We start from the raw sequence: 17248 nt of genomic DNA, 5'->3' as shown, positions 1-17248 counted from the left end.
TTCAGGCCGCCTTCGCCGCCTCGTCCCCCAGGAAGAAGGCCACCGCCCGCCCCACCACCCAGGGCACGATCACATGGTCCCCATCGAAGGGCTGCAGCGTGAGGTCGTGCCCGCTCTCGAGCAGCCGCCGGGCATGCGGATGGGCGCTGGTCTCGATCGGCAACTGGCTGTCCGAGCGTCCGTGCGCGAGAAAGAAGCGCGGCGTGCCGGCCTGCGCGAAGCTGTTCATGAAGCCGGCCGACAGGCCGATCACGTGGCTCGCCACGTCGCCGTTGGTGAGGCCCAGCGACAGCGCGTAGCTGCCGCCGTCGGAGAAGCCCGCGAGCGCGAGCCGCGCGGGGTCGAGCCGGAAATGCCGCGACACGGTGGCCAGCGCGTTGTCGAGCCGCTCGAGGTCGGGGCCGTGGCCGCCGACCACGATGTCCCAGGTGGCGTACATCGACTGCGGCGCCAGCAGCAGGAAGCCGCGCGAGCGCGCATGCGCGACGAAGTGCGGCAGCACGCGGTTGGCCTCGCCGCCCGCGCCATGGAACATCACGAGCAGGGGCAGCGGCGCATCCGTGGGCAGGCCTTCGGGCACCACCAGCACCGCATCGCGGCCTTCGTCGAAGCCCAGGTCGTGGCGCCCGGGCGGCAACGGTTCGTACAGCGGCGCGGCACCGGGCCGGAAGGCCATGCGGCCGGTGAGCGCGCCGCCGAACAGGGTGGGGTCGATCATGCGGTGCCTCCGGGCGATGCGGCGGGCGCGATGCCGCGGAACACCGCGCACTGCGCGAAGGACTGCGTCGACAGCGGCAGCTCCTTGCGCCGGCAGTACTTGCTCGTGAGCTTGAGCAGCTCCTTGATGTCGCGGCCGCTGGCGCCCGCGTAGTCGACCACCAGCCGGTCGATCACGGCGGGCGGCAGTTCCACGCCGAGCTGGGCCGACAGCGTGGCCCACAGGCGCCGCGCATCCTCGGGCCCGGGCGGCTGGTAGTCGATCACCGCGATGCAGCGCGAGAGGATGGCCTCGTCGATGTCGCCGACGCGGTTGGTGGTCATGAACAGCAGGCCGCTGAAGTACTCGAGCGTGCGCAGGAACTCGGCCACGATGGCGTTGTGCTGCAGGTCGTTGTCGCGGCGCCGGATGTAGACGTCGGCCTCGTCGAGCAGCAGCACGCAGCCCCAGCGCGCGGCGCGCTGCAGGATGCGCGTGAGGCTGGTCTCCACCGAGCTCGCCGTCACGCCGAGCTGGCCCGAATGCACGCGGTACAGCGGCTTGCCGACCACCTCCGCATAGACCTCGGCGGTCAGCGTCTTGCCCAGGCCGGGCGCGCCCTTGCACAGGATGGTGGTGCCGCCCGACTTGCCGGGCACCACGTCCTCGACCAGGAAGTTGCGGTCGGCCGTGAGGATGTCGATCAGGTCGCGGTGCGCCTGCGGCAGCACCAGCCGCTCGCGCAGGCCGGGCTGGTACCGGTACTCCTGCACATGCTGCGCATGGACCCAGATGTTGCGGTGCCAGTCGAGGTGGAACAGGTGCAGGTAGCAGTGCTGCGGAATGCGATCGAAGCCCTGGGCGATGCCGCTCTCGCGCCAGTGGTGCGGATCGGCCGCCAGGTCGAAGCGGCGGCGCAGCAGCTCCTCGTCGTTCACGCAGCGCACTGCGGCGGCCTCGGGCAGCCGGTGGCACTCGAGCGCCGCGCGCGGGCCCTCGCCCGCGGTCCACACGCTGCCGCCGACGGTGAACTGCGCGCCGTGCTGCGGCTGCAGTTTGCCGAAGCGCTCGAGCTGCATCTCGTACTCGCGCTTGAACTCCGCGCACTCCTTGTGAAAGCCGTGGTCGGCGAACAGGTCGGCCAGCGTGCGCTGCGGCAGCTGCTCCTCGTAGAAGCTCAGGCCCCAGGTCATGCCCGCGAAGCGCAGCCGGGGCTCGGAGGGCGGCTCGCGGCCGGCGGCCTGCAAGGTGTTGGCGAGCAGGCCCACGAGCACGTAGGCATTGCCCTCGGTGGGCTTCACCAGCCGCACCGTGTGGACCAGCCAGGGCAGCAGCACGCCGTCCTTGCCGCGCTGGTAGAGCCAGCCGTCGATCGCGTCGCGCGCCAGCCATTCGGTCAGCGCCGGCACCATTGCTTCGAGGTTCGCGATCGGCTGCAGCTGCGATTCGCCGTTGAGGTTGTCGAGCGCGAGCAGCTGGAACACCAGGTCGCGCGCGCCCTTGCCGAGGCTCAGCTGGTAGAGCAGGTTGAGCGAGCGGCCGTCGAAGTGGCGGCTCGACACGACGCGTATGCCGCTGCAGGCTCCCTGGCCGCCCAGCTGGAGGCCCAGCGGCGACTGCGCGCCGACCTGGCTGCGCAGGACGGCGGCCAGCATCTCCGGTATCTCGAGTTCCACGGCGTCTCCTCGTGTCGCCTGTCCATGCTAGCCCGGCGCGGGCGCTCGGCGATTGACCTGGGTCAAGGCCGTGGGAAGATGGCCCGACGCAGACAAGGAAGGAAAGCGCCCATGCCCCAGCCCTCGAAGACCTCGCTGTTCGCCGCCGCGAAGGCCTGGGACGCGGCCTCGGTGCAGGCCCAGCTGGCCCAGGCGCCGGCGCTGGTCGGCGCCACCGATCCGCGCGGCCGCGCGGCGATCCATCTGGCCTGCACGGTGAAGGCCGAGGGCGCGCAGCTTGCGGAACCCCATGGGATCGAGACCGTGACCGCGCTGCTCGATGCGGGCGCCGACCTCGAGGCCGAGGTGCCCATGGACGAGGACGAGGGCGACTTCCGCGCCACGCCGATCTGGTACGCGGTGGCGCGCGGCGAGAACCTTCCGCTGGTGAAGTTCCTCGCCAAGCGCGGCGCGAACACGAGCTGGTCGTTGTGGGCCGCGGTGTGGCGCGACGACGCGGCGATGTGCCGCGTGCTGCTCGCGAACAAGCCCGCGCTGAACCTGCGCGCGCACGGCGAAACGCCGCTCTTCTATGCAGCCCGGCTGCAGCGGCTCGAGACCCTGGCGCTGCTGATCGCGGCCGGTGCCGATGCGTCCGTGGCCGACGAGCAGGGGCGCGATGCGGTCGACATCGCGCGGGCGCGGCGTCTGCCGAAGGAGCTCATCGCGCGGCTCGAGCAGTCGAAGCGATCGCGTCCCGCGTAGACCCACGCAAGCATCGGCTAGACCTGCGCGCGCTGGCGCGACAGGCCATCGACCCGCCTGAGCATCTCGGGCAGCCGGTAGGCACCGGCCATCGCGCGGATGTGCGCCCTGGCCTGCTCGAGCGGCATGCCCGCGGCCGTCACGAAGAGCGGGCGCGCGCTCTCGCCGCGCAGCAGTTCGGTCTCGGGCGGCGCCCCCGCGAACCTCGTCTTCGCGACGCCGATCACCGGGGTCGCGCGGCCGAGCTTGTCCCAGAGCACCGCGCCGAGGCCGTCGCGCGGCGGCGTGCCCAGCGTCACGTAGCCGTCGATGACGATGCAGGCGAGCGGCTCGGCGACCTGCGCGAGCACGGCCTCGATGCAGGGCAGCTCGCGGCGGTAGAACGCGCCGGGCACATAGTCCTCGACCTGCGGCACCGGCACCAGGATCTCGCGCACGGGCGCGGTGTCATGCCAGTCCGCGAGCAGCAGCCCGGCGGCCATCGCGCCGCCCGACTCGGCGTAGGCGACATCGACGGCGAGGATCACGCGGGCTCGCCGGCCGCGAAGCCGATGCGGGGTGCGGTGATGCGGCCGCTCGCGGCCGCGAGCACGAAGCGCAGGGTGTCGCCCTCGACGACGACCTGCACGCCGAGCTTGGCCGTCACGGCCTCGCCGGCGAGTTGCGCGCCGCCCCAGCTCGCCGTGATTTCGTGCGCGGACAGCGCGGCGATCTCAGCGCCCAGCCCGCGCCCCACCGATTCCGAGCGCAGCACGATGGTGTTGAGGCCCTGCTCGTGCCCGTCCATCGACACCTGCAGGCCGGGCAGCGCGAGCAGTCCGTCCCCGAGCCGCAGTTCACCCGACAGGGCCGTGCGCCCCAGCAGCGTGCGCGCCTGCGCCGTCAGCCCCTGGGCCTGCGTGCCCAGGCCCTGGCGCAGCATCGATTCGGCGAAGGGCCGCAGCCGCAGCTTGCCGCGCTCGGAGATCCACGGGCCGATCAGGCTCTTGCGGCGCTCGAACTCCACGCCCGCGAGCGGCGCCGAGGCGAACTGGTAGAGGTAGCTGCGGCCGTTCGGCGCATCGACGTAGAAGCCGAGCGGGCTCACGCCCATGCGCGAGTCGGGGCCCACGTGCTCGACGGTGGCGTCGTTGAAGTCGACCAGCCCGTGGCGGATCGGCACGGTCACGTCGGCATCGAACAGCAGGTGCGCGTCGGTGATGCGGCCGCGCAGGGTGCCGTCGATCTCGCCGAGCGGGCCGAGCTGCCAGGCATCGGCCGGCGGCGGCAGCGTCGTGCCGTCGGCGGGGTGGGTGGCTTCCCACAGCTGGCGGAACTGCCGTGGCAGCACCAGCGGGCCGTGCAACTTCAGGCCGGCGAATTCCGCGTCGCGGGCCTCGATGGCGCCGACGCGCAGCGACCCGTTCTCGGCCTGCACGCGCGCGACCAGTTCGTGCACGGCGATGCGCTCGATCTCCAGCACCAGCGCGCCTGTGGCGAGCCGCAGGGCCGTCGCTTCGAGCCGCGCGATCCGCAGTTCGCGCGTGCCGTCCTGCCCCGTGGTCCAGCGCACGCCCTCGAGCGCGAAGCGGTTCGGATCGGCATCGCCGCGCGCGCCGAGTTCCAGGCCCAGCACGAGATCGACGAGAGAGGCAGCGAGGGAAGCGCTCATGGTGGCTTTCTAGCAGACGGGCTCAGCGGCACATCGGAAACCCGCCCGTCTCCAGATGGAAGTGATCGCGGTGCGCCGCGTTGTACTCGGGCCCGAGCACGCCGCGAAAGAAACGGCAGGCGCCCAGGTGGGCGTCGTTCAGCAGCGCGGCCGAAGGGCTCGTGGCGTCGATGCGCCAGTCCTTGCGCACGTTGATGCGGCGTCCGTCCGCGAGCACGAAGCCGGCCACGTCGAAAGCATCGGCCGTGGCGTGCCGGCTGCGTGGCGCGCCGGGCACGGCGCCTTCGCCGCGGTTCACGTTGCGGCAGGCATAGCTGCCGAGGTGGTCGACCGCGGCGACCGGCTGTCCGAAGTGCCGCAGGGCCGCGGGCTGCAGCGCATGGCGCTCCCACATGAAGAAGGACAGCGCCATCGGGCAGCTCAGCGTGGGCGCGCTGCCCAGCCGCACGCCGGCCGAGCGCAGGCGCACGGCGTTCTCGAAGCCGCAGCCCGGGCCGGTGACGCGGTCGGGCACGCGCTCGTACTGCATGCCGGTGTCGGCCAGCGCGGCCTGGCAGCGCACCGGGTCGCCACGCGCGCGGGCCAGCTTGTACGAAGTGAGCCAGTTGGGCGGGGCCGTCACGTCGAGCGGTGCCCAGGGATCGTGGCGCTCGGGCACCTCGATGGCACCCGTGAAGACGGCCACCACGCCGGCGGCGATGGCGACGACCAGCGCGAGGGCCAGTCGGCGTCCGAGGCGAGCGGGTCGGTCTTGCGCTGGGGGCAGGGGCACGGGGAACGAAGGCGGTGGATGGCGAAAGCCTCATTGGGACCCGAGGCCGCGCGCGGCGCTGTCGGGATGATCGGCCAGCGCGTGTAGGCCGATGCGAACCGGCCGGGTGCCGCTCAAGGCCGGATGCAGTCGAGCAGCACGCGGAACGCCGGCTCGATGTTCGCCTCCTCCACGCAGGCATAGCCCAGCAGCAGGCCGCGCCGCCCGTCGCCGCGCCGGTAGTAGCGCGACAGCGGCCGCGAGAGCACGCCGCGCGCCTGCGCCGCTTCCATGATCGCCACGTCGTCGCGGTCCTCGGGCAGCCGCAGCACCAGGTGCAGCCCGGCATTGCTGGCCTGCGGATGCAGGTGGTCGGGGCCCAGGTGCTCGGCGATCAGCCCGGCCAGCAGCGCGCGCCGGCGCGCATAGAGCACGCGCATGCGGCGGATGTGGGCGGCGTAGTGGCCCTGGCCGATCAGCTCGGCCAGCGCCACCTGCGTGATGGCGTGGCCCTCGCGGTAGAGGTCGGCATGGGCGGTGCGGAAGTGCGCGGCCAGCGCGCGCGGCAGCACCATGTAGCCCACGCGCAGGCCCGGGAACAGGGTCTTGCTGAAGGTGCCGATGTAGATCACCGGGCTGTCGTCCTCGAGCCCCTGCATCGAGGGGATGGGCCGGCCCGCGAAGCGGAACTCGCTGTCGTAGTCGTCCTCCACGATCCAGCTGCCCGACTGGCGCGCGAAGTCGAGCAGCTCGCGCCGGCGCGCCAGGCTCATCACCGAGCCCAGCGGGTACTGGTGCGAGGGCGTCACGAAGATCAGCCGTGGCGCGCTGCCGCCGCGCGGCCAGCCGGCACCGGGGCCGTCGCCCTCGGCCTCCACGCGCAGCGGCCGCACGCGCCAGGCGCCCATCTGCAGCAGCTTGTGGAAGCCCCAGTAGCCGGGCTCCTCGACCCACACGGTGTCGCTCGGGTCGGCCAGCATGCGCAGCGACAGGTCGATGGCCTGGTGCACGCCCTCGGTGATCAGCACCTGGTCGGCGTCGCAGCGCACCGCGCGCGCCACGCGCAGGTGCTCGGCCACCGCCTCGCGCAGCGCCGGATGGCCGCCGCCGTGCGAATAGGTCAGCAGCTCGGGCGCGGGGTCGCGCCACAGGCGCGCGACGATGCGGCCGAAGGCGCGGTGCGGGAACTGGGTCACGTCGGGCACGCCGGGCATGAAGGCGCCCCACTGGCGCGCCGCGGCCGAAGCATCGTCGACCAGCGCCTGGGCGCGCCGGGCCAGCCGCACCGGCGCGGCGCGGGCCGGCGCGGCGGCCGCGCCGCGGCCGGTGGCCAGCTGGCTCTCGGGCGTGGTCTCGGCCACGAAGGTGCCGCTGCCCACGCGCGAATGCACGTAGCCCTCGGCGCGCAGCTGCTCGTAGGCATGCAGCACGGTGTTGCGCGACATGCCGGTCTCGCGCGCCAGGTCGCGCGAGGCCGGCAGCGCGCTCGAGGGCGGCAGGCTGCCGTCGAGGATGGCGCCGCGCAGGCAGTCGTAGAGCTGGCGGTTGAGCGCGGCGCCGGCGGCGGGAGCGATGCGCTGCAGCACCAGGTCGGCGCAGATGGATTTCATGGCTTTTTGGATTGGCTCCATCCTGATTGCAGGAAGTGGATCTTTTTGATGGAGCCAATTGCGCATTCAATCAGAACTTCCGATCGACCTCCAGCCCTTTCCCGGACGCCTTCAGCCATGACCACCAACTCCGAACTCCAGACCCGCCGCCTCGCGGCCACGCCGCGCGGCGTGGGCGTGATGTGCGGCTTCTATGCCCAGCGCGCCGAGAACGCGACGCTGTGGGACATCGAAGGCCGCGAATACATCGACTTCGCCGCCGGCATCGCGGTGCTCAACACCGGCCACCGCCATCCGCGCCTGGTGGCCGCGATCCAGGAGCAGCTCGGGCGCTTCACGCACACGGCCTACCAGATCGTTCCCTACGAGAGCGTGGTGACGCTGGCCGAGCGGCTCAACGCGCTGGTGCCGATCTCCGGCCCGGTGAAGACGGCCTTCTTCACCACCGGCGCCGAGGCGCTCGAGAACGCGGTGAAGATCGCGCGCGCCCACACCGGCCGCGCCGGCGTGATCGCCTTCGGCGGCGGCTTCCATGGCCGCACGCTGATGGCGCTGGCCATGACCGGCAAGGTCGCGCCCTACAAGACCGGCTTCGGCCCGTTCCCGGCCGACGTGTTCCACGTGCCGTTCCCGAGCGCGCTGCAGGGCGTGAGCGCCGACGACTCGCTGGCCGCGATCGAGAAGCTGTTCAAGGCCGACATCGATCCGAAACGCGTGGCCGCGATCGTGATCGAGCCGGTGCAGGGCGAGGGCGGCTTCAACGTCGCGCCCACCGCGCTGCTGCAGGGCCTGCGCCGCCTCTGCGACGCGCACGGCATCGTGCTGATCGCCGACGAGGTGCAGACCGGCTTCGCGCGCACCGGCCGGCTGTTCTCGATGCAGCACCACGGCGTCGAGCCCGACCTGATCACCATGGCCAAGAGCCTCGCGGGCGGCATGCCGCTGTCGGCCGTGGCCGGCCGCGCCGCCATCATGGACGCGCCGGCGCCCGGCGGCCTCGGCGGCACCTACGCGGGCAATCCGCTGGCGGTGGCCTCGGCGCACGCGGTGCTCGACGTGATCGCCGACGAGAAGCTCTGCGAACGCGCCGCCGCGCTGGGCGAGCGCCTGGTCGGCCGACTGTTGAAGATCAAGGAATCGAACCCGGCGCTGGCCGAAGTGCGCGCGCAGGGCTCGATGGTCGCGGTGGAGCTGCGCGATGCGGCCACGGGCGCGCCCGATGCCGAAGCGGTGGCGCGCGTGCAGGCCAAGGCCCTGGCGCAGGGCCTGGTGCTGCTGAGCTGCGGCATGTACGGCAACGTGATCCGCTTCCTCTACCCGCTGACCATTCCCGATGCGCAGTTCGAACGCGCGCTGGCCATCGTCGAGGAGGCGTTCTCGGCATGAGCACCGCTTCCACCCTGGGCCTGCAGCGCCCCGACCTGCTGCGCGGCGCCGGCCTGATCGACGGCCAGTGGGTCGCGGCCGACGACGGCGCCACCTTCGCCGTGAACGACCCCGCCACCGGCCGACACCTGGCCGACGTGCCGCGGATGGGCCGCGCCGAGACCGAGCGCGCCATCGCCGGCGCCGCCGCCGCGCTGCCCGCCTGGCGTGCGCGCACCGCGCCCGATCGCGCGCGCGTGCTGCGCCGCTGGGCCGAGCTGATGCTCGCGCACCAGGATGACCTGGGCCGGCTGATGACGCTCGAGCAGGGCAAGCCGCTGGCCGAGGCGCGCGGCGAGATCGCCTACGCGGCCTCGTTCATCGAATGGTTCGCCGAGGAGGCCAAGCGCGTGGACGGCGAGGTGCTGCAGCCGCAGCGCGCCGGCCAGCGCATCGTGGTGCTCAAGCAGCCGATCGGCGTGTGCGCCGCGATCACGCCGTGGAACTTCCCGGCCGCGATGATCACGCGCAAGGTCGGTCCCGCGCTGGCCGCGGGCTGCACCATCGTCGTCAAGCCGGCCGAACTCACGCCGCTGAGCGCCTTCGCGCTCGGCGTGCTGGGGCTCGAGGCCGGCCTGCCGCCCGGCGTGCTGCAGATCGTGGCCGGCAACGCGCCCGAGATCGGCGCCGCGCTGTGCGAGAGCCCGACCGTGCGCAAGCTCAGCTTCACCGGCTCCACCGGCGTGGGCCGCGTGCTCGCGCAGCAGTGCGCGCCGACCATCAAGAAGCTCTCGCTCGAGCTCGGCGGCAATGCGCCGCTGATCGTGTTCGACGACGCCGACATCGACCGCGCGATCGAGGGCATCGTGGCCTCCAAATTCCGCAACGCGGGCCAGACCTGCGTCTGCGCCAACCGCATCTACGTGCAGGCCGGCATCTACGACGCCGTGGCCGCGCGGCTGGTCGCCGCGGTCGAGGCGATGCGCGTGGGCAACGGCCTCGAGGCCGGCATCACGCAGGGCCCGCTGATCGACGGCCGCGCGGTCGCCAAGGTGCGCCAGCACATCGACGACGCGCTCACGCAGGGCGCCGAGCTGCGCACCGGCGGCAAGCCGCATGCGCTGGGCGGCAGCTTCTTCGAGCCCACCGTGCTGACCGGCGTGACGCAGGCCATGCGCGTGGCGCGCGAGGAGACCTTCGGGCCGCTGGCGCCGCTGTTCCGTTTCGAGACCGAGGAGGAGGTCGTCGCGATGGCCAACGATTCGGAGTTCGGCCTCGCCGCCTACCTCTTCACCGAGGACCGCCGCCGCCTCTGGCGCGTGGGCGAGCAGCTCGAGACCGGCATGGTCGGCATCAACACCGGCCTGATCTCGAACGAGGTCGCGCCCTTCGGCGGCGTGAAGCAGTCGGGCCTGGGCCGCGAGGGCTCGCGGCACGGGATCGAGGACTACCTCGAGCTCAAGTACCTCTGCCTGCAGGACTGAGCATGGCGGCGCGGCGGCCGCTCACGAGGCCTTCGCGGCCGCCGACACGCCCCACAGCCGGGGCTTGCCTTCCCACACCGAGAAGCCGCTCAGGCGCTTGCGCACGCCCCAGGCGTCGATGCCGTTGAACAGCATGATCATCGGCACCTGCTGGATCATCAGCGCGTGGATCTGGTCGAACAGGGCCTGGCGCTTCTTCGGGTCCGATTCGGCGAAGCTGTCGTCGAGCAGCTTGAGCGCCTGCGGGTCTTCCCAGACCTTGCGCGACTGCTTGTCCTTCGGGCCCGAGAACTGCTCGTAGCTCAGCGCCGGGTCGAGCCGCGACGAATAGGTGAACGAGCTCATCTGGTAGTTGCCGCTGTTGTAGCGGTCGAGCTGCGTGGCCCATTCGAGCACCTCGATCTGCGCGTTGATGCCCACCGACTGCATCATGGCCTGCGCCAGCACCGCCACCGTGTAGCTCGGCACGTGGGCGCGCTTGTTGGTCTGGATGACGATCTTCTCGTTCCTGTAGCCGGCCTCGCGCAGCAGCCTGGCGGCCAGCGCCGGGTCGTAGTGGTAGCCCTTCTTCTGCACCGGGCCGTAGAAGGCCGAGGTCTTGTGGATGGCGGCGTTGTTCACCGTGCCCAGGCCCTCGGAGGCGGCCGCCACGATCTGCTCCATGTCGAGCGAGGCCGCGATGGCCTGGCGCAGTTTCTGGTTCTTGAGCAGCGGATCGCGGGTCTGGATCAGCAGCGCGTTCTTGGTGGCCTCGGTCGGCGCCTGCACGACGAGGTTGCGGTCGGTCTTGAGTTCCTGCGCGTCGCTCGAGGTGATCTGGGCCGCGTCGATGGCGCCCGACTTCAGGCCGGCCGCGGCCGTGGCCGCGTCGGGCACGACCAGGAAGCGCACCGTGTCGACCAGCGGCGCCTTCAGGCCCACGTAGCCGTCGACCTTGGTCGCGCCCGGCGGCGAGGTGTAGCCCTTGAAGGCCGTGACCGTGACGTACTCGCCGCGCTTCCACTCGCCGAACTTGAAGGGGCCGGTGCCCACGGGCTTGTCCCAGCTGCCGTCGGCCTTGACCGAGCTCCTGTGCAGGATCGCCGTCATGCCGCAGTCGGAGCGCGCCAGCGAATCGAGGAACACGGCCGAGGGCCGGTTGATCTTCATCGTGAAGGTGGCGTCGTCGGGCGTCGCGGTCTCGACCACCTTGAGGCCGTTGCGGCCGTCGTATTCGCTGAGGCAGCGCCAGTCGGTCTTCGGGTCCATGTAGCGCTTCCAGCTCCAGGCCACGTCGGCCGAGGTCAGCGGCGCGTCGTTGTGGAACTTCACGCCACGGCGCAACTTGAAGGTGTAGGTCAGGCCGTCGGGCGACACCTCGACCGACTGCGCGAGCAGCGGGCCGACGCTGCCGTCCTGCCGGTAGCCGACCAGGCCCTCGACCATGTTGAGGACGATGCCGTCGGTGGTGTTGTCGCGGTTCACGCCCGGGTTGGTGGAACGGATGTCGGCCGGCTGGGCCACCGTCACCGTGGTCTGGGCCAGCGCCGCGCCGCAGGCGAGGCCGGCGCCGGCGAGGGCCGCGAGTCGGAAGAAGGGACGGGGCATGGAGGACTCCTGCGAAAAAAAGAACTTCAGGCGAGGGCGGTCTCGGCGCCGAAGCGCCAGCGCAGCCGCACGCCGCCGGCCTCGGTGGGCTCGAGCGCCGGAATGGCGGACAGCAGCCGGCGCGTGTAGTCCTGCCGCGGCGCGTCGAACACGGTGTCGCGCGTGCCCTGCTCGACGATGCGGCCGTCCTGCATCACGACCACGCGGTCGGCCACCTGCTCGACCACGCCGAGGTCGTGGCTGATGAACAGGCACGAGAAACCGTGGCGCTTCTGCAGTTCGGCGAACAGCTCGAGCACCTGGGCGCGCACGGTGACGTCGAGCGCCGACACCGGCTCGTCGGCGATCACGAAGGCGGGCCGGCGCACCAGTGCGCGCGCGATCGCCACGCGCTGGCGCTGGCCGCCCGAGAGCTGGTGCGCATAGCGCGGCGCGTAGGCGGTGCCGAGCCCGACCTCGTCGAGCACCTCGGCCACGCGCTTCGCCTTGTCGGCCGTCGACATGCCGGGCACCAGCCGCAGCCCCTCGCCGACCAGCTGGCCGATGGTCATGCGTGGATCGAGCGAGGCATAGGGATCCTGGAACACCATCTGGCACTGCAGACGGTAGTCGGCCCAGCCGGGGTCGGAGCGCGCGATCGAGCGGCCGCGGAACAGGATCTCGCCGCCGCCGGGCTTGAGCAGTCCGGCGATGGCGCGGCCCAGCGTGGTCTTGCCCGAGCCCGAGCCGCCGACCACCGCGACCACCTCGCGCGGACGCACCACGAGGTCGATGCCGTGCAGTGCGCGCCTGGGCGCGGTCTTGGCGAACAGGCGACGGCGTCCTGGATAGTCGATGACGAGGTTGCGCACCTCGACCACCGGCGGCTCGTCGGCCACCGCGCGCGCGGGCAGCCGGCGCGGCATGGCCTGCAGCAGCTCGCGCGTGTAGGGGTGCTTCGGCTGTTCGAGGAGGTCCTCGGTGCGGCCGGTCTCCTTCACCTCGCCATGCCGCATCACGACCATGCGCTGCGTGAAGCGCGCCACCATCGGCAGGTCGTGGCTGATCATCAGCACGGCGGTGCGGTGCTCGCGCGTGAGGCCCACCATCAGCTCGAGCACGTCGCGCTGCACCACCGCGTCGAGCGCGGTGGTCGGCTCGTCGGCGATCAAGAGGGCGGGCTCCAGCAGCATCACCGAGGCCAGCATCATGCGCTGGCGCATGCCGCCCGAGAACTCGTGCGGCCAGGCCGCGAGCGCGCCCTGCGGATCGCGGATGCCGACGCGCGCGAGCATGTCGAGCACGCGCGTGCGCCGCGCGGCGGGCGACAGTTCGCGGCGGTGCAGCGCGAGCGCCTCCTCGAGCTGGCGGCCGATGGTCATCGACGGATTGAGCGAGGTCATCGGCTCCTGGAACACCATGCCCACGCGCGCGCCGCGCAGCTCGCGCAGCCGCGCCGGCCTGGCGAGCGCGAGGTCCTCGCCCTCGAACAGGATGCGGCCCGCGGTGCGCACCAGCGGCGGCGGCGTGAGGCCCATCAGGGCGCGCGCGGCCTGCGTCTTGCCGCTGCCCGATTCGCCGACGATGCCGACCATCTCGCCGGGCGCGATGTCGAAGCTCACGTCGCGCACGATCTCGCGGCCGCCGGGGCCGACGGCGAGCGTGAGGCCTTCGACGCTGACCAGCGCGGCGGTGGTGGAAGTGGAAGTCATTGCACGCCCTTCATGCGCGGATCGAGCCAGTCGCGCACCGCGTCGCCCAGCAGGTTGATGCCCAGCAGCGTCAGCGCGATGCACAGGCCCGGAAGAATCGAGAGGTGGCTGGCCTGCGCCATGAACGGCCGCGCCGAGGCGAGCATGTTGCCCCAGGTGGGCGCGGGCGGCGGCACGCCGAGGCCGAGGAACGAGAGCGCGCTCTCGGCCAGGATCACCCAGCCGAACATCGAGGTGGCCAGCACCGTGAGCGGCGCGGTGCAGTTGGGCAGCACGTGGCGCACCATGGTGTAGAGCTCGGAGTTGCCGAGCACGCGCGAGGATTCGATGAACTCCTTCTCGCGCAGCGACAGCACCGTGCCGCGCACGATGCGCGTCACCGAGGGCGTGTAGGCCAGCCCGAGCGCGAGCACGATGCCGTACTGGTTGGCGCCCACCACCGCGAGCAGGCCCAGCGCCAGCAGCAGGCCCGGGAAGGCCAGCAGCGCGTTGTTGAAGGCCATCACGATGCGGTCGGTCCAGCCGCGCAGGAAGCCCGTGAGCACGCCCACGATGCTGCCCACCACGATCGAGAAGCCCACCGTGAGCACCGCGATCCAGACGCTGGTGGCGGCGCCGGCCATCAGGCGCGAGAGCTCGTCGCGGCCGAACTCGTCGGTGCCCAGCAGGTAGCGCGCGCCGGGCAGCTTGAGCCGCGAGCCGAAGTTGATGCGCAGCGGATCGTGCGGCGTCCACACCAGGCTCAGGAGCGCGGCAGCCACGACCAGGCCGACGATGACGAGGCCGACCATTGCGTTGAGGGGAATGCGTTTGTTGCGGGTCATCTTCGTGCCTATTCGACGGCGACGCGGGGGTCGAACAGGGGATAGCAGAGATCGATCACGAGGTTGACCACCACGTAGATCACCGCCACGAACAGCAGGCAGCCCTGGATCACCGGGTAGTCGCGCGCGAAGATCGCGTCGACCAGCAGCCGGCCCAGGCCCGGAATGGTGAACACGGTCTCGACCACCGCGATGCCGCCGAGCAGGTTGCCCAGCACCAGGCCGATCAGGGTCCAGGTCGGGCCGAAGGCGTTCTTGAAGGCATGGCGCATCAGCACCGCGCGCTCCGACAGGCCCTTGGCGCGCGCATGCGTGATGTAGTCCAGGCGCAGCACCTCGAGCGTGCTGGCGCGCGCCATGCGCATGAGCACGCCGATCTCGTGCAGGAACAGCGTGAGGATCGGCAGCACCAGGTACAGCAGGCCGTTCTTCCAGTCCTCGGCGATGCCCACGTAGCCCACCACCGGCAGCCAGCCCAGCTTGAGGCCGAACAGCAGCAGCAACAGCAGGCCGAGCCAGAAGGTCGGGATCGACACCAGCAAGGTGGCCGAGCCGACCAGCAGCAGGTCGGGCGCGCGGTTCTGCTGCCACGCGGCGACCATGCCGGCCGGCACCGCCACCAGCGCGGCCAGCGCCACCGCCACCAGCACGATGCGGCCGCTGATGAGGAAGCGCTTGGCCACCAGCGAGAGCACGTCCTGCCCGCTGTTGATCGAGGTGCCGAGGTCGCCCTGCAGCACATGGCCGAACCAGATGCCGAACTGCGCCGGCAGCGAGCGGTCGAGGCCGAGCCGCGCGCGCAGGTCGGCCAGGCTCGCGGGCGTGGCGAGGTCGCCGAGCAACAGCTGCGCGGGGTCGCCGGGAATCAGCCGGATCAGGACGAACACCGACACCGCCACGATCAGCAGGGTGGGGATGGCCATCGCGATGCGGGCCGCTGCGAAACGGAACATGGGCCTTCTTCCTCGTGGTGGGTGGGGTCAGGCCGGCGACGACGCGGCGCGCAGTTCTTGCAGGGCCTTGGCGAAGAAGTCCTGCACATGGCCCACGCAGGCCAGCCCGTTGTGCGGCACGTTGTCGAGCAGCTCGAAAGCCACCTTCACGCCGGCCGCCTCGAAGGAGCGGCGCAGCGTCTCGAGCCGCTCGGGCCGCGTGCGGCCGGCATCGTTGGCGCCCGGCATGAAGAACTTGCCGCCGGGCTTGTGCGTGATCTCCCAGGTCTCGATGTCGGCCTTGCCCGCGATCATGTGCACCGGCAGGCGGCGCAGCGCCTCGAGGTCCATGGGCTTGCCGAAGCGGGTCTCGAAGTCTTTGGTGCCGACCCACCAGCCCTGCTCGGGATCGATCAGCGTGACCGAACCCGGCGCGCCGATCGACACCGCCCACAGGCGCTCGGGGTGCAGCATCGCGAAGCGGTTGACGAACTGGCCGCCGCCCGAATAGCCGAACAGCGCGAAGCGGCCGAAGTCGCAGCCGAACTTCTCGCCCACCTCGGCCACCATGTCGAGCAGCACCTGGTCGTAGCGGATGTCGGCCTCGATCAGGTGCTTGAAGCCGTCGCGGTTGCCGTCGCCGCGCACGCCGGCCGGGAACAGCGGGCACAGCACGATGCAGTCGTTCCACTTCGCGAAGCCGCTGAAGGCCTCGCGGTAGTTGACGAAGGCGCGGCCGGTGCCGTGCACCACCACCACCAGCTGCATCGGCCGCGTGCCGGGCTGGCCCACGTGCTCGGGCACGTAGGTGCAGTAGGAGAAGCGCGGGTCGCTGCGCGCGGCGTAGATGGTGCTCGGGCCCAGGTCGTAGAGGGTGCGGGCGCGCCGCTCGGCGAGGGCGGCGGGGGCTTCGGTGGTGTCGGTCATGAGGGAAGGCAGGAGGAAGGGAAGGGACTACAGCGTGTATTCGCGGAAGTGGCGTGCCTCGTAGGGCTTGCGCGCCACCCACATCACTCGGTTGGCCGCGTCCATCAGCGTGGTGGCCACGGTGGCCGAGATGCTGCTGAAGTCCGCGGGCTTGGGCGTGCGCAGCACGCCATCGGGCTTGCCGAACTCGTCGGCCAGCGCGGCCTTGACGTCGCTCCAGTCGATGCGGCCCTCGACGCGGCGCAGCGCGTTCTCCACGCGGTGCTGGCGGTAGATGCTGTCGGGGCGCTGCGGCAGGCCGGGGTCGCGCAGCTTCATGGTGGCCGCGGGCGACATCCAGTGGTTGGCATGCACCAGCAGGTCGTTCTCGGGCAGGGTCCAGAAGATCTCGCCGGGCGAGGTCTCGAGGCTGATGCCCGAGCCGTCGTTGCCGCTGGCCTGCGCGAGGATCATGTTGTTGGCGCAGTAGCGCTTCGAGGCCCAGATCGTCTTCATCGCCTGCGCCAGGTTGGAGGCTTCGAGCACGCGGCGGCGCAGCAGCACCAGCGGCACGCCCGGGCCCTTGCGGAAGTCCTCGTCGCAGGTCAGCGAATTGCCGGTCAGCGACACGCCCTGGCTGTTGAAGCCGTGGCGCGCGAGCGCGCCGGCCTCGGTGAAGCTCAGCATGTCGGGACCGTTCTCGGCGCGGATGCGCAGCACGATGCCGGTGTCGACGCATTCCTGGCGCCAATCCCAGTTGTGGGCATGCATGAGGCGGCCGCTGGCCGAGCGTGCGGGCAGCACCACGAGGCCGGTGCAGTCGCCGTCCTCGCTCGATGCGGCGTCGATGGCGGGCGCCGTGGCCTGCTTCATGTCGGCATAGCCGAACAGCATCTCGGTGCGGCAGTTGATCATCACCACGTCCTCGAGCGCGACGCCCGCGCCTTCGGCGATGCCGCGCATCTCCTCGAGGTAGCTCGCGTCGTAGGCCGCGATCACCGGCAGCATCGACTGCGCGAGCTGGCGGATGGTGGCGTCGTCGAGGCCGCGGCGGCCCAATTGGGCGCGGTAGAGCGCGATGCCGCCGGCCACGCGCTCGGGCACCGCGCGGCCGTGCTGCACGCCGCGCGCATGCGGCGTGCCGGAAACATCGACGAGGGGAAAGTATTCAGGGGTGGTCATGGCGTTGGTTTGTCATCGGCCTGCCGCGCGAAGGCGGTAGTGAACGGCGCGGCGGTGGCGATGGCCCGCATTGTTTGGCAGGCACAGGAAAAAATAAATTTAAAAATCGTTTAGAGTTAATAAAGGATTTCTTTATCGTCCCGGTCCC

15 protein-coding genes are annotated in these 17248 nt (G+C 71.4%); 3 read left to right on the top strand and 12 right to left on the bottom strand.

Annotation, left to right across the window (positions count from 1 at the left end; genetic code table 11):
- Window position 1: 1 nt before the first annotated feature.
- Together AC07RV_RS06500 and AC07RV_RS06495 are read right to left on the bottom strand one after the other, a co-directional pair.
- On the bottom strand, window positions 2-718 hold the full coding sequence (locus AC07RV_RS06500; RefSeq protein WP_296786672.1) for an alpha/beta hydrolase: 717 nt from the start codon (window positions 716-718) through the stop codon (window positions 2-4).
- Window positions 715-2373 (bottom strand): ATP-binding protein, encoded by a 1659-nt coding sequence (locus AC07RV_RS06495; RefSeq protein WP_296786671.1) that lies wholly within the window; start codon window positions 2371-2373, stop codon window positions 715-717. The genes AC07RV_RS06500 and AC07RV_RS06495 overlap by 4 nt, the downstream gene beginning before the upstream one ends.
- 111 nt (window positions 2374-2484) lie before the next feature.
- On the opposite strand from AC07RV_RS06495, the gene AC07RV_RS06490 reads away from it, so the two are divergent.
- Entirely contained in the window at window positions 2485-3117 is a 633-nt protein-coding gene (locus AC07RV_RS06490) for an ankyrin repeat domain-containing protein (protein ID WP_296786670.1), read from the top strand.
- A gap of 17 nt (window positions 3118-3134) precedes the next feature.
- On the opposite strand, the gene AC07RV_RS06485 is transcribed toward AC07RV_RS06490, so the two are convergent.
- The 4 genes from AC07RV_RS06485 to pdxR form a co-directional block, all read right to left on the bottom strand.
- Complete coding sequence (locus tag AC07RV_RS06485; protein ID WP_093346471.1) at window positions 3135-3644, bottom strand: endonuclease V; 510 nt, start codon at window positions 3642-3644, stop codon at window positions 3135-3137.
- Window positions 3641-4768, bottom strand: a complete 1128-nt coding sequence (locus tag AC07RV_RS06480) for a hypothetical protein (protein WP_296786665.1) — start codon at window positions 4766-4768, stop codon at window positions 3641-3643. Before AC07RV_RS06480 ends, AC07RV_RS06485 begins: the two co-directional genes overlap by 4 nt.
- Before the next feature lie 22 nt (window positions 4769-4790).
- On the bottom strand, window positions 4791-5540 hold the full coding sequence (locus AC07RV_RS06475; RefSeq protein ID WP_296786661.1) for an extensin-like domain-containing protein: 750 nt from the start codon (window positions 5538-5540) through the stop codon (window positions 4791-4793).
- Window positions 5541-5653: 113 nt separating this feature from the next.
- Window positions 5654-7129 carry a MocR-like pyridoxine biosynthesis transcription factor PdxR gene (gene pdxR, locus AC07RV_RS06470; protein ID WP_093346479.1) on the bottom strand — a complete coding sequence of 492 codons (1476 nt, stop codon included), beginning with the start codon at window positions 7127-7129 and terminating at the stop codon, window positions 5654-5656.
- A 117-nt stretch (window positions 7130-7246) separates the two neighbouring features.
- On the opposite strand from pdxR, the gene AC07RV_RS06465 reads away from it, so the two are divergent.
- Both AC07RV_RS06465 and AC07RV_RS06460 read left to right on the top strand, forming a co-directional pair.
- Window positions 7247-8515 (top strand): 4-aminobutyrate--2-oxoglutarate transaminase, encoded by a 1269-nt coding sequence (locus tag AC07RV_RS06465; protein WP_093346482.1) that lies wholly within the window; start codon window positions 7247-7249, stop codon window positions 8513-8515.
- Window positions 8512-9978, top strand: coding sequence for an NAD-dependent succinate-semialdehyde dehydrogenase (locus tag AC07RV_RS06460; protein WP_296786657.1), 1467 nt, complete (start codon window positions 8512-8514; stop codon window positions 9976-9978). The genes AC07RV_RS06465 and AC07RV_RS06460 overlap by 4 nt, the downstream gene beginning before the upstream one ends.
- A gap of 21 nt (window positions 9979-9999) precedes the next feature.
- Here AC07RV_RS06460 and AC07RV_RS06455 read toward each other — a convergent pair whose 3' ends face one another.
- From AC07RV_RS06455 to AC07RV_RS06430, 6 genes are read right to left on the bottom strand one after another with little or no spacing between them, the layout of a single operon-like run.
- The gene (locus tag AC07RV_RS06455; protein WP_296786654.1) at window positions 10000-11565 is read right to left on the bottom strand and encodes an ABC transporter substrate-binding protein; all 1566 of its coding nucleotides are present in this window, start codon (window positions 11563-11565) and stop codon (window positions 10000-10002) included.
- 26 nt (window positions 11566-11591) lie between these two features.
- Window positions 11592-13256: an ABC transporter ATP-binding protein gene (locus AC07RV_RS06450; RefSeq protein ID WP_296786651.1), complete on the bottom strand. Its 1665-nt coding sequence runs from the start codon at window positions 13254-13256 to the stop codon at window positions 11592-11594.
- The gene (locus AC07RV_RS06445) at window positions 13253-14080 is read right to left on the bottom strand and encodes an ABC transporter permease (protein WP_296786649.1); all 828 of its coding nucleotides are present in this window, start codon (window positions 14078-14080) and stop codon (window positions 13253-13255) included. The genes AC07RV_RS06450 and AC07RV_RS06445 overlap by 4 nt, the downstream gene beginning before the upstream one ends.
- An 8-nt stretch (window positions 14081-14088) precedes the next feature.
- Window positions 14089-15033, bottom strand: coding sequence for an ABC transporter permease (locus AC07RV_RS06440; RefSeq protein ID WP_296786646.1), 945 nt, complete (start codon window positions 15031-15033; stop codon window positions 14089-14091).
- 27 nt (window positions 15034-15060) lie between these two features.
- A complete protein-coding gene (locus tag AC07RV_RS06435; protein ID WP_296786644.1) occupies window positions 15061-15939 on the bottom strand; it encodes an alpha/beta hydrolase family protein in 879 nt (292 codons plus the stop codon).
- Window positions 15940-15966: 27 nt separating this feature from the next.
- The gene (locus tag AC07RV_RS06430) at window positions 15967-17100 is read right to left on the bottom strand and encodes a C45 family autoproteolytic acyltransferase/hydrolase (RefSeq protein ID WP_296786642.1); all 1134 of its coding nucleotides are present in this window, start codon (window positions 17098-17100) and stop codon (window positions 15967-15969) included.
- Between the last annotated feature and the right edge of the window lie 148 nt (window positions 17101-17248).

This window comes from Variovorax sp. GW821-FHT09B01 (assembly GCF_059418345.1).
Note: the sequence above shows the minus strand (reverse complement) of the source record. Positions and strands in the feature narration are given on the sequence as shown.

What these genes read in the sequence shown, in the direction of transcription:
- AC07RV_RS06450 (WP_296786651.1), bottom strand. Translation starts at nt 13,256, where the DNA reads ATGACTTCCACTTCCACCACCGCCGCGCTGGTCAGCGTCGAAGGCCTC.
- AC07RV_RS06490 (WP_296786670.1), top strand. Translation starts at nt 2,485, where the DNA reads ATGCCCCAGCCCTCGAAGACCTCGCTGTTCGCCGCCGCGAAGGCCTGG.
- AC07RV_RS06430 (WP_296786642.1), bottom strand. Translation starts at nt 17,100, where the DNA reads ATGACCACCCCTGAATACTTTCCCCTCGTCGATGTTTCCGGCACGCCG.
- AC07RV_RS06480 (WP_296786665.1), bottom strand. Translation starts at nt 4,768, where the DNA reads ATGAGCGCTTCCCTCGCTGCCTCTCTCGTCGATCTCGTGCTGGGCCTG.
- AC07RV_RS06445 (WP_296786649.1), bottom strand. Translation starts at nt 14,080, where the DNA reads ATGACCCGCAACAAACGCATTCCCCTCAACGCAATGGTCGGCCTCGTC.
- AC07RV_RS06465 (WP_093346482.1), top strand. Translation starts at nt 7,247, where the DNA reads ATGACCACCAACTCCGAACTCCAGACCCGCCGCCTCGCGGCCACGCCG.
- AC07RV_RS06440 (WP_296786646.1), bottom strand. Translation starts at nt 15,033, where the DNA reads ATGTTCCGTTTCGCAGCGGCCCGCATCGCGATGGCCATCCCCACCCTG.
- AC07RV_RS06460 (WP_296786657.1), top strand. Translation starts at nt 8,512, where the DNA reads ATGAGCACCGCTTCCACCCTGGGCCTGCAGCGCCCCGACCTGCTGCGC.
- AC07RV_RS06500 (WP_296786672.1), bottom strand. Translation starts at nt 718, where the DNA reads ATGATCGACCCCACCCTGTTCGGCGGCGCGCTCACCGGCCGCATGGCC.
- AC07RV_RS06435 (WP_296786644.1), bottom strand. Translation starts at nt 15,939, where the DNA reads ATGACCGACACCACCGAAGCCCCCGCCGCCCTCGCCGAGCGGCGCGCC.
- pdxR (WP_093346479.1), bottom strand. Translation starts at nt 7,129, where the DNA reads ATGAAATCCATCTGCGCCGACCTGGTGCTGCAGCGCATCGCTCCCGCC.
- AC07RV_RS06455 (WP_296786654.1), bottom strand. Translation starts at nt 11,565, where the DNA reads ATGCCCCGTCCCTTCTTCCGACTCGCGGCCCTCGCCGGCGCCGGCCTC.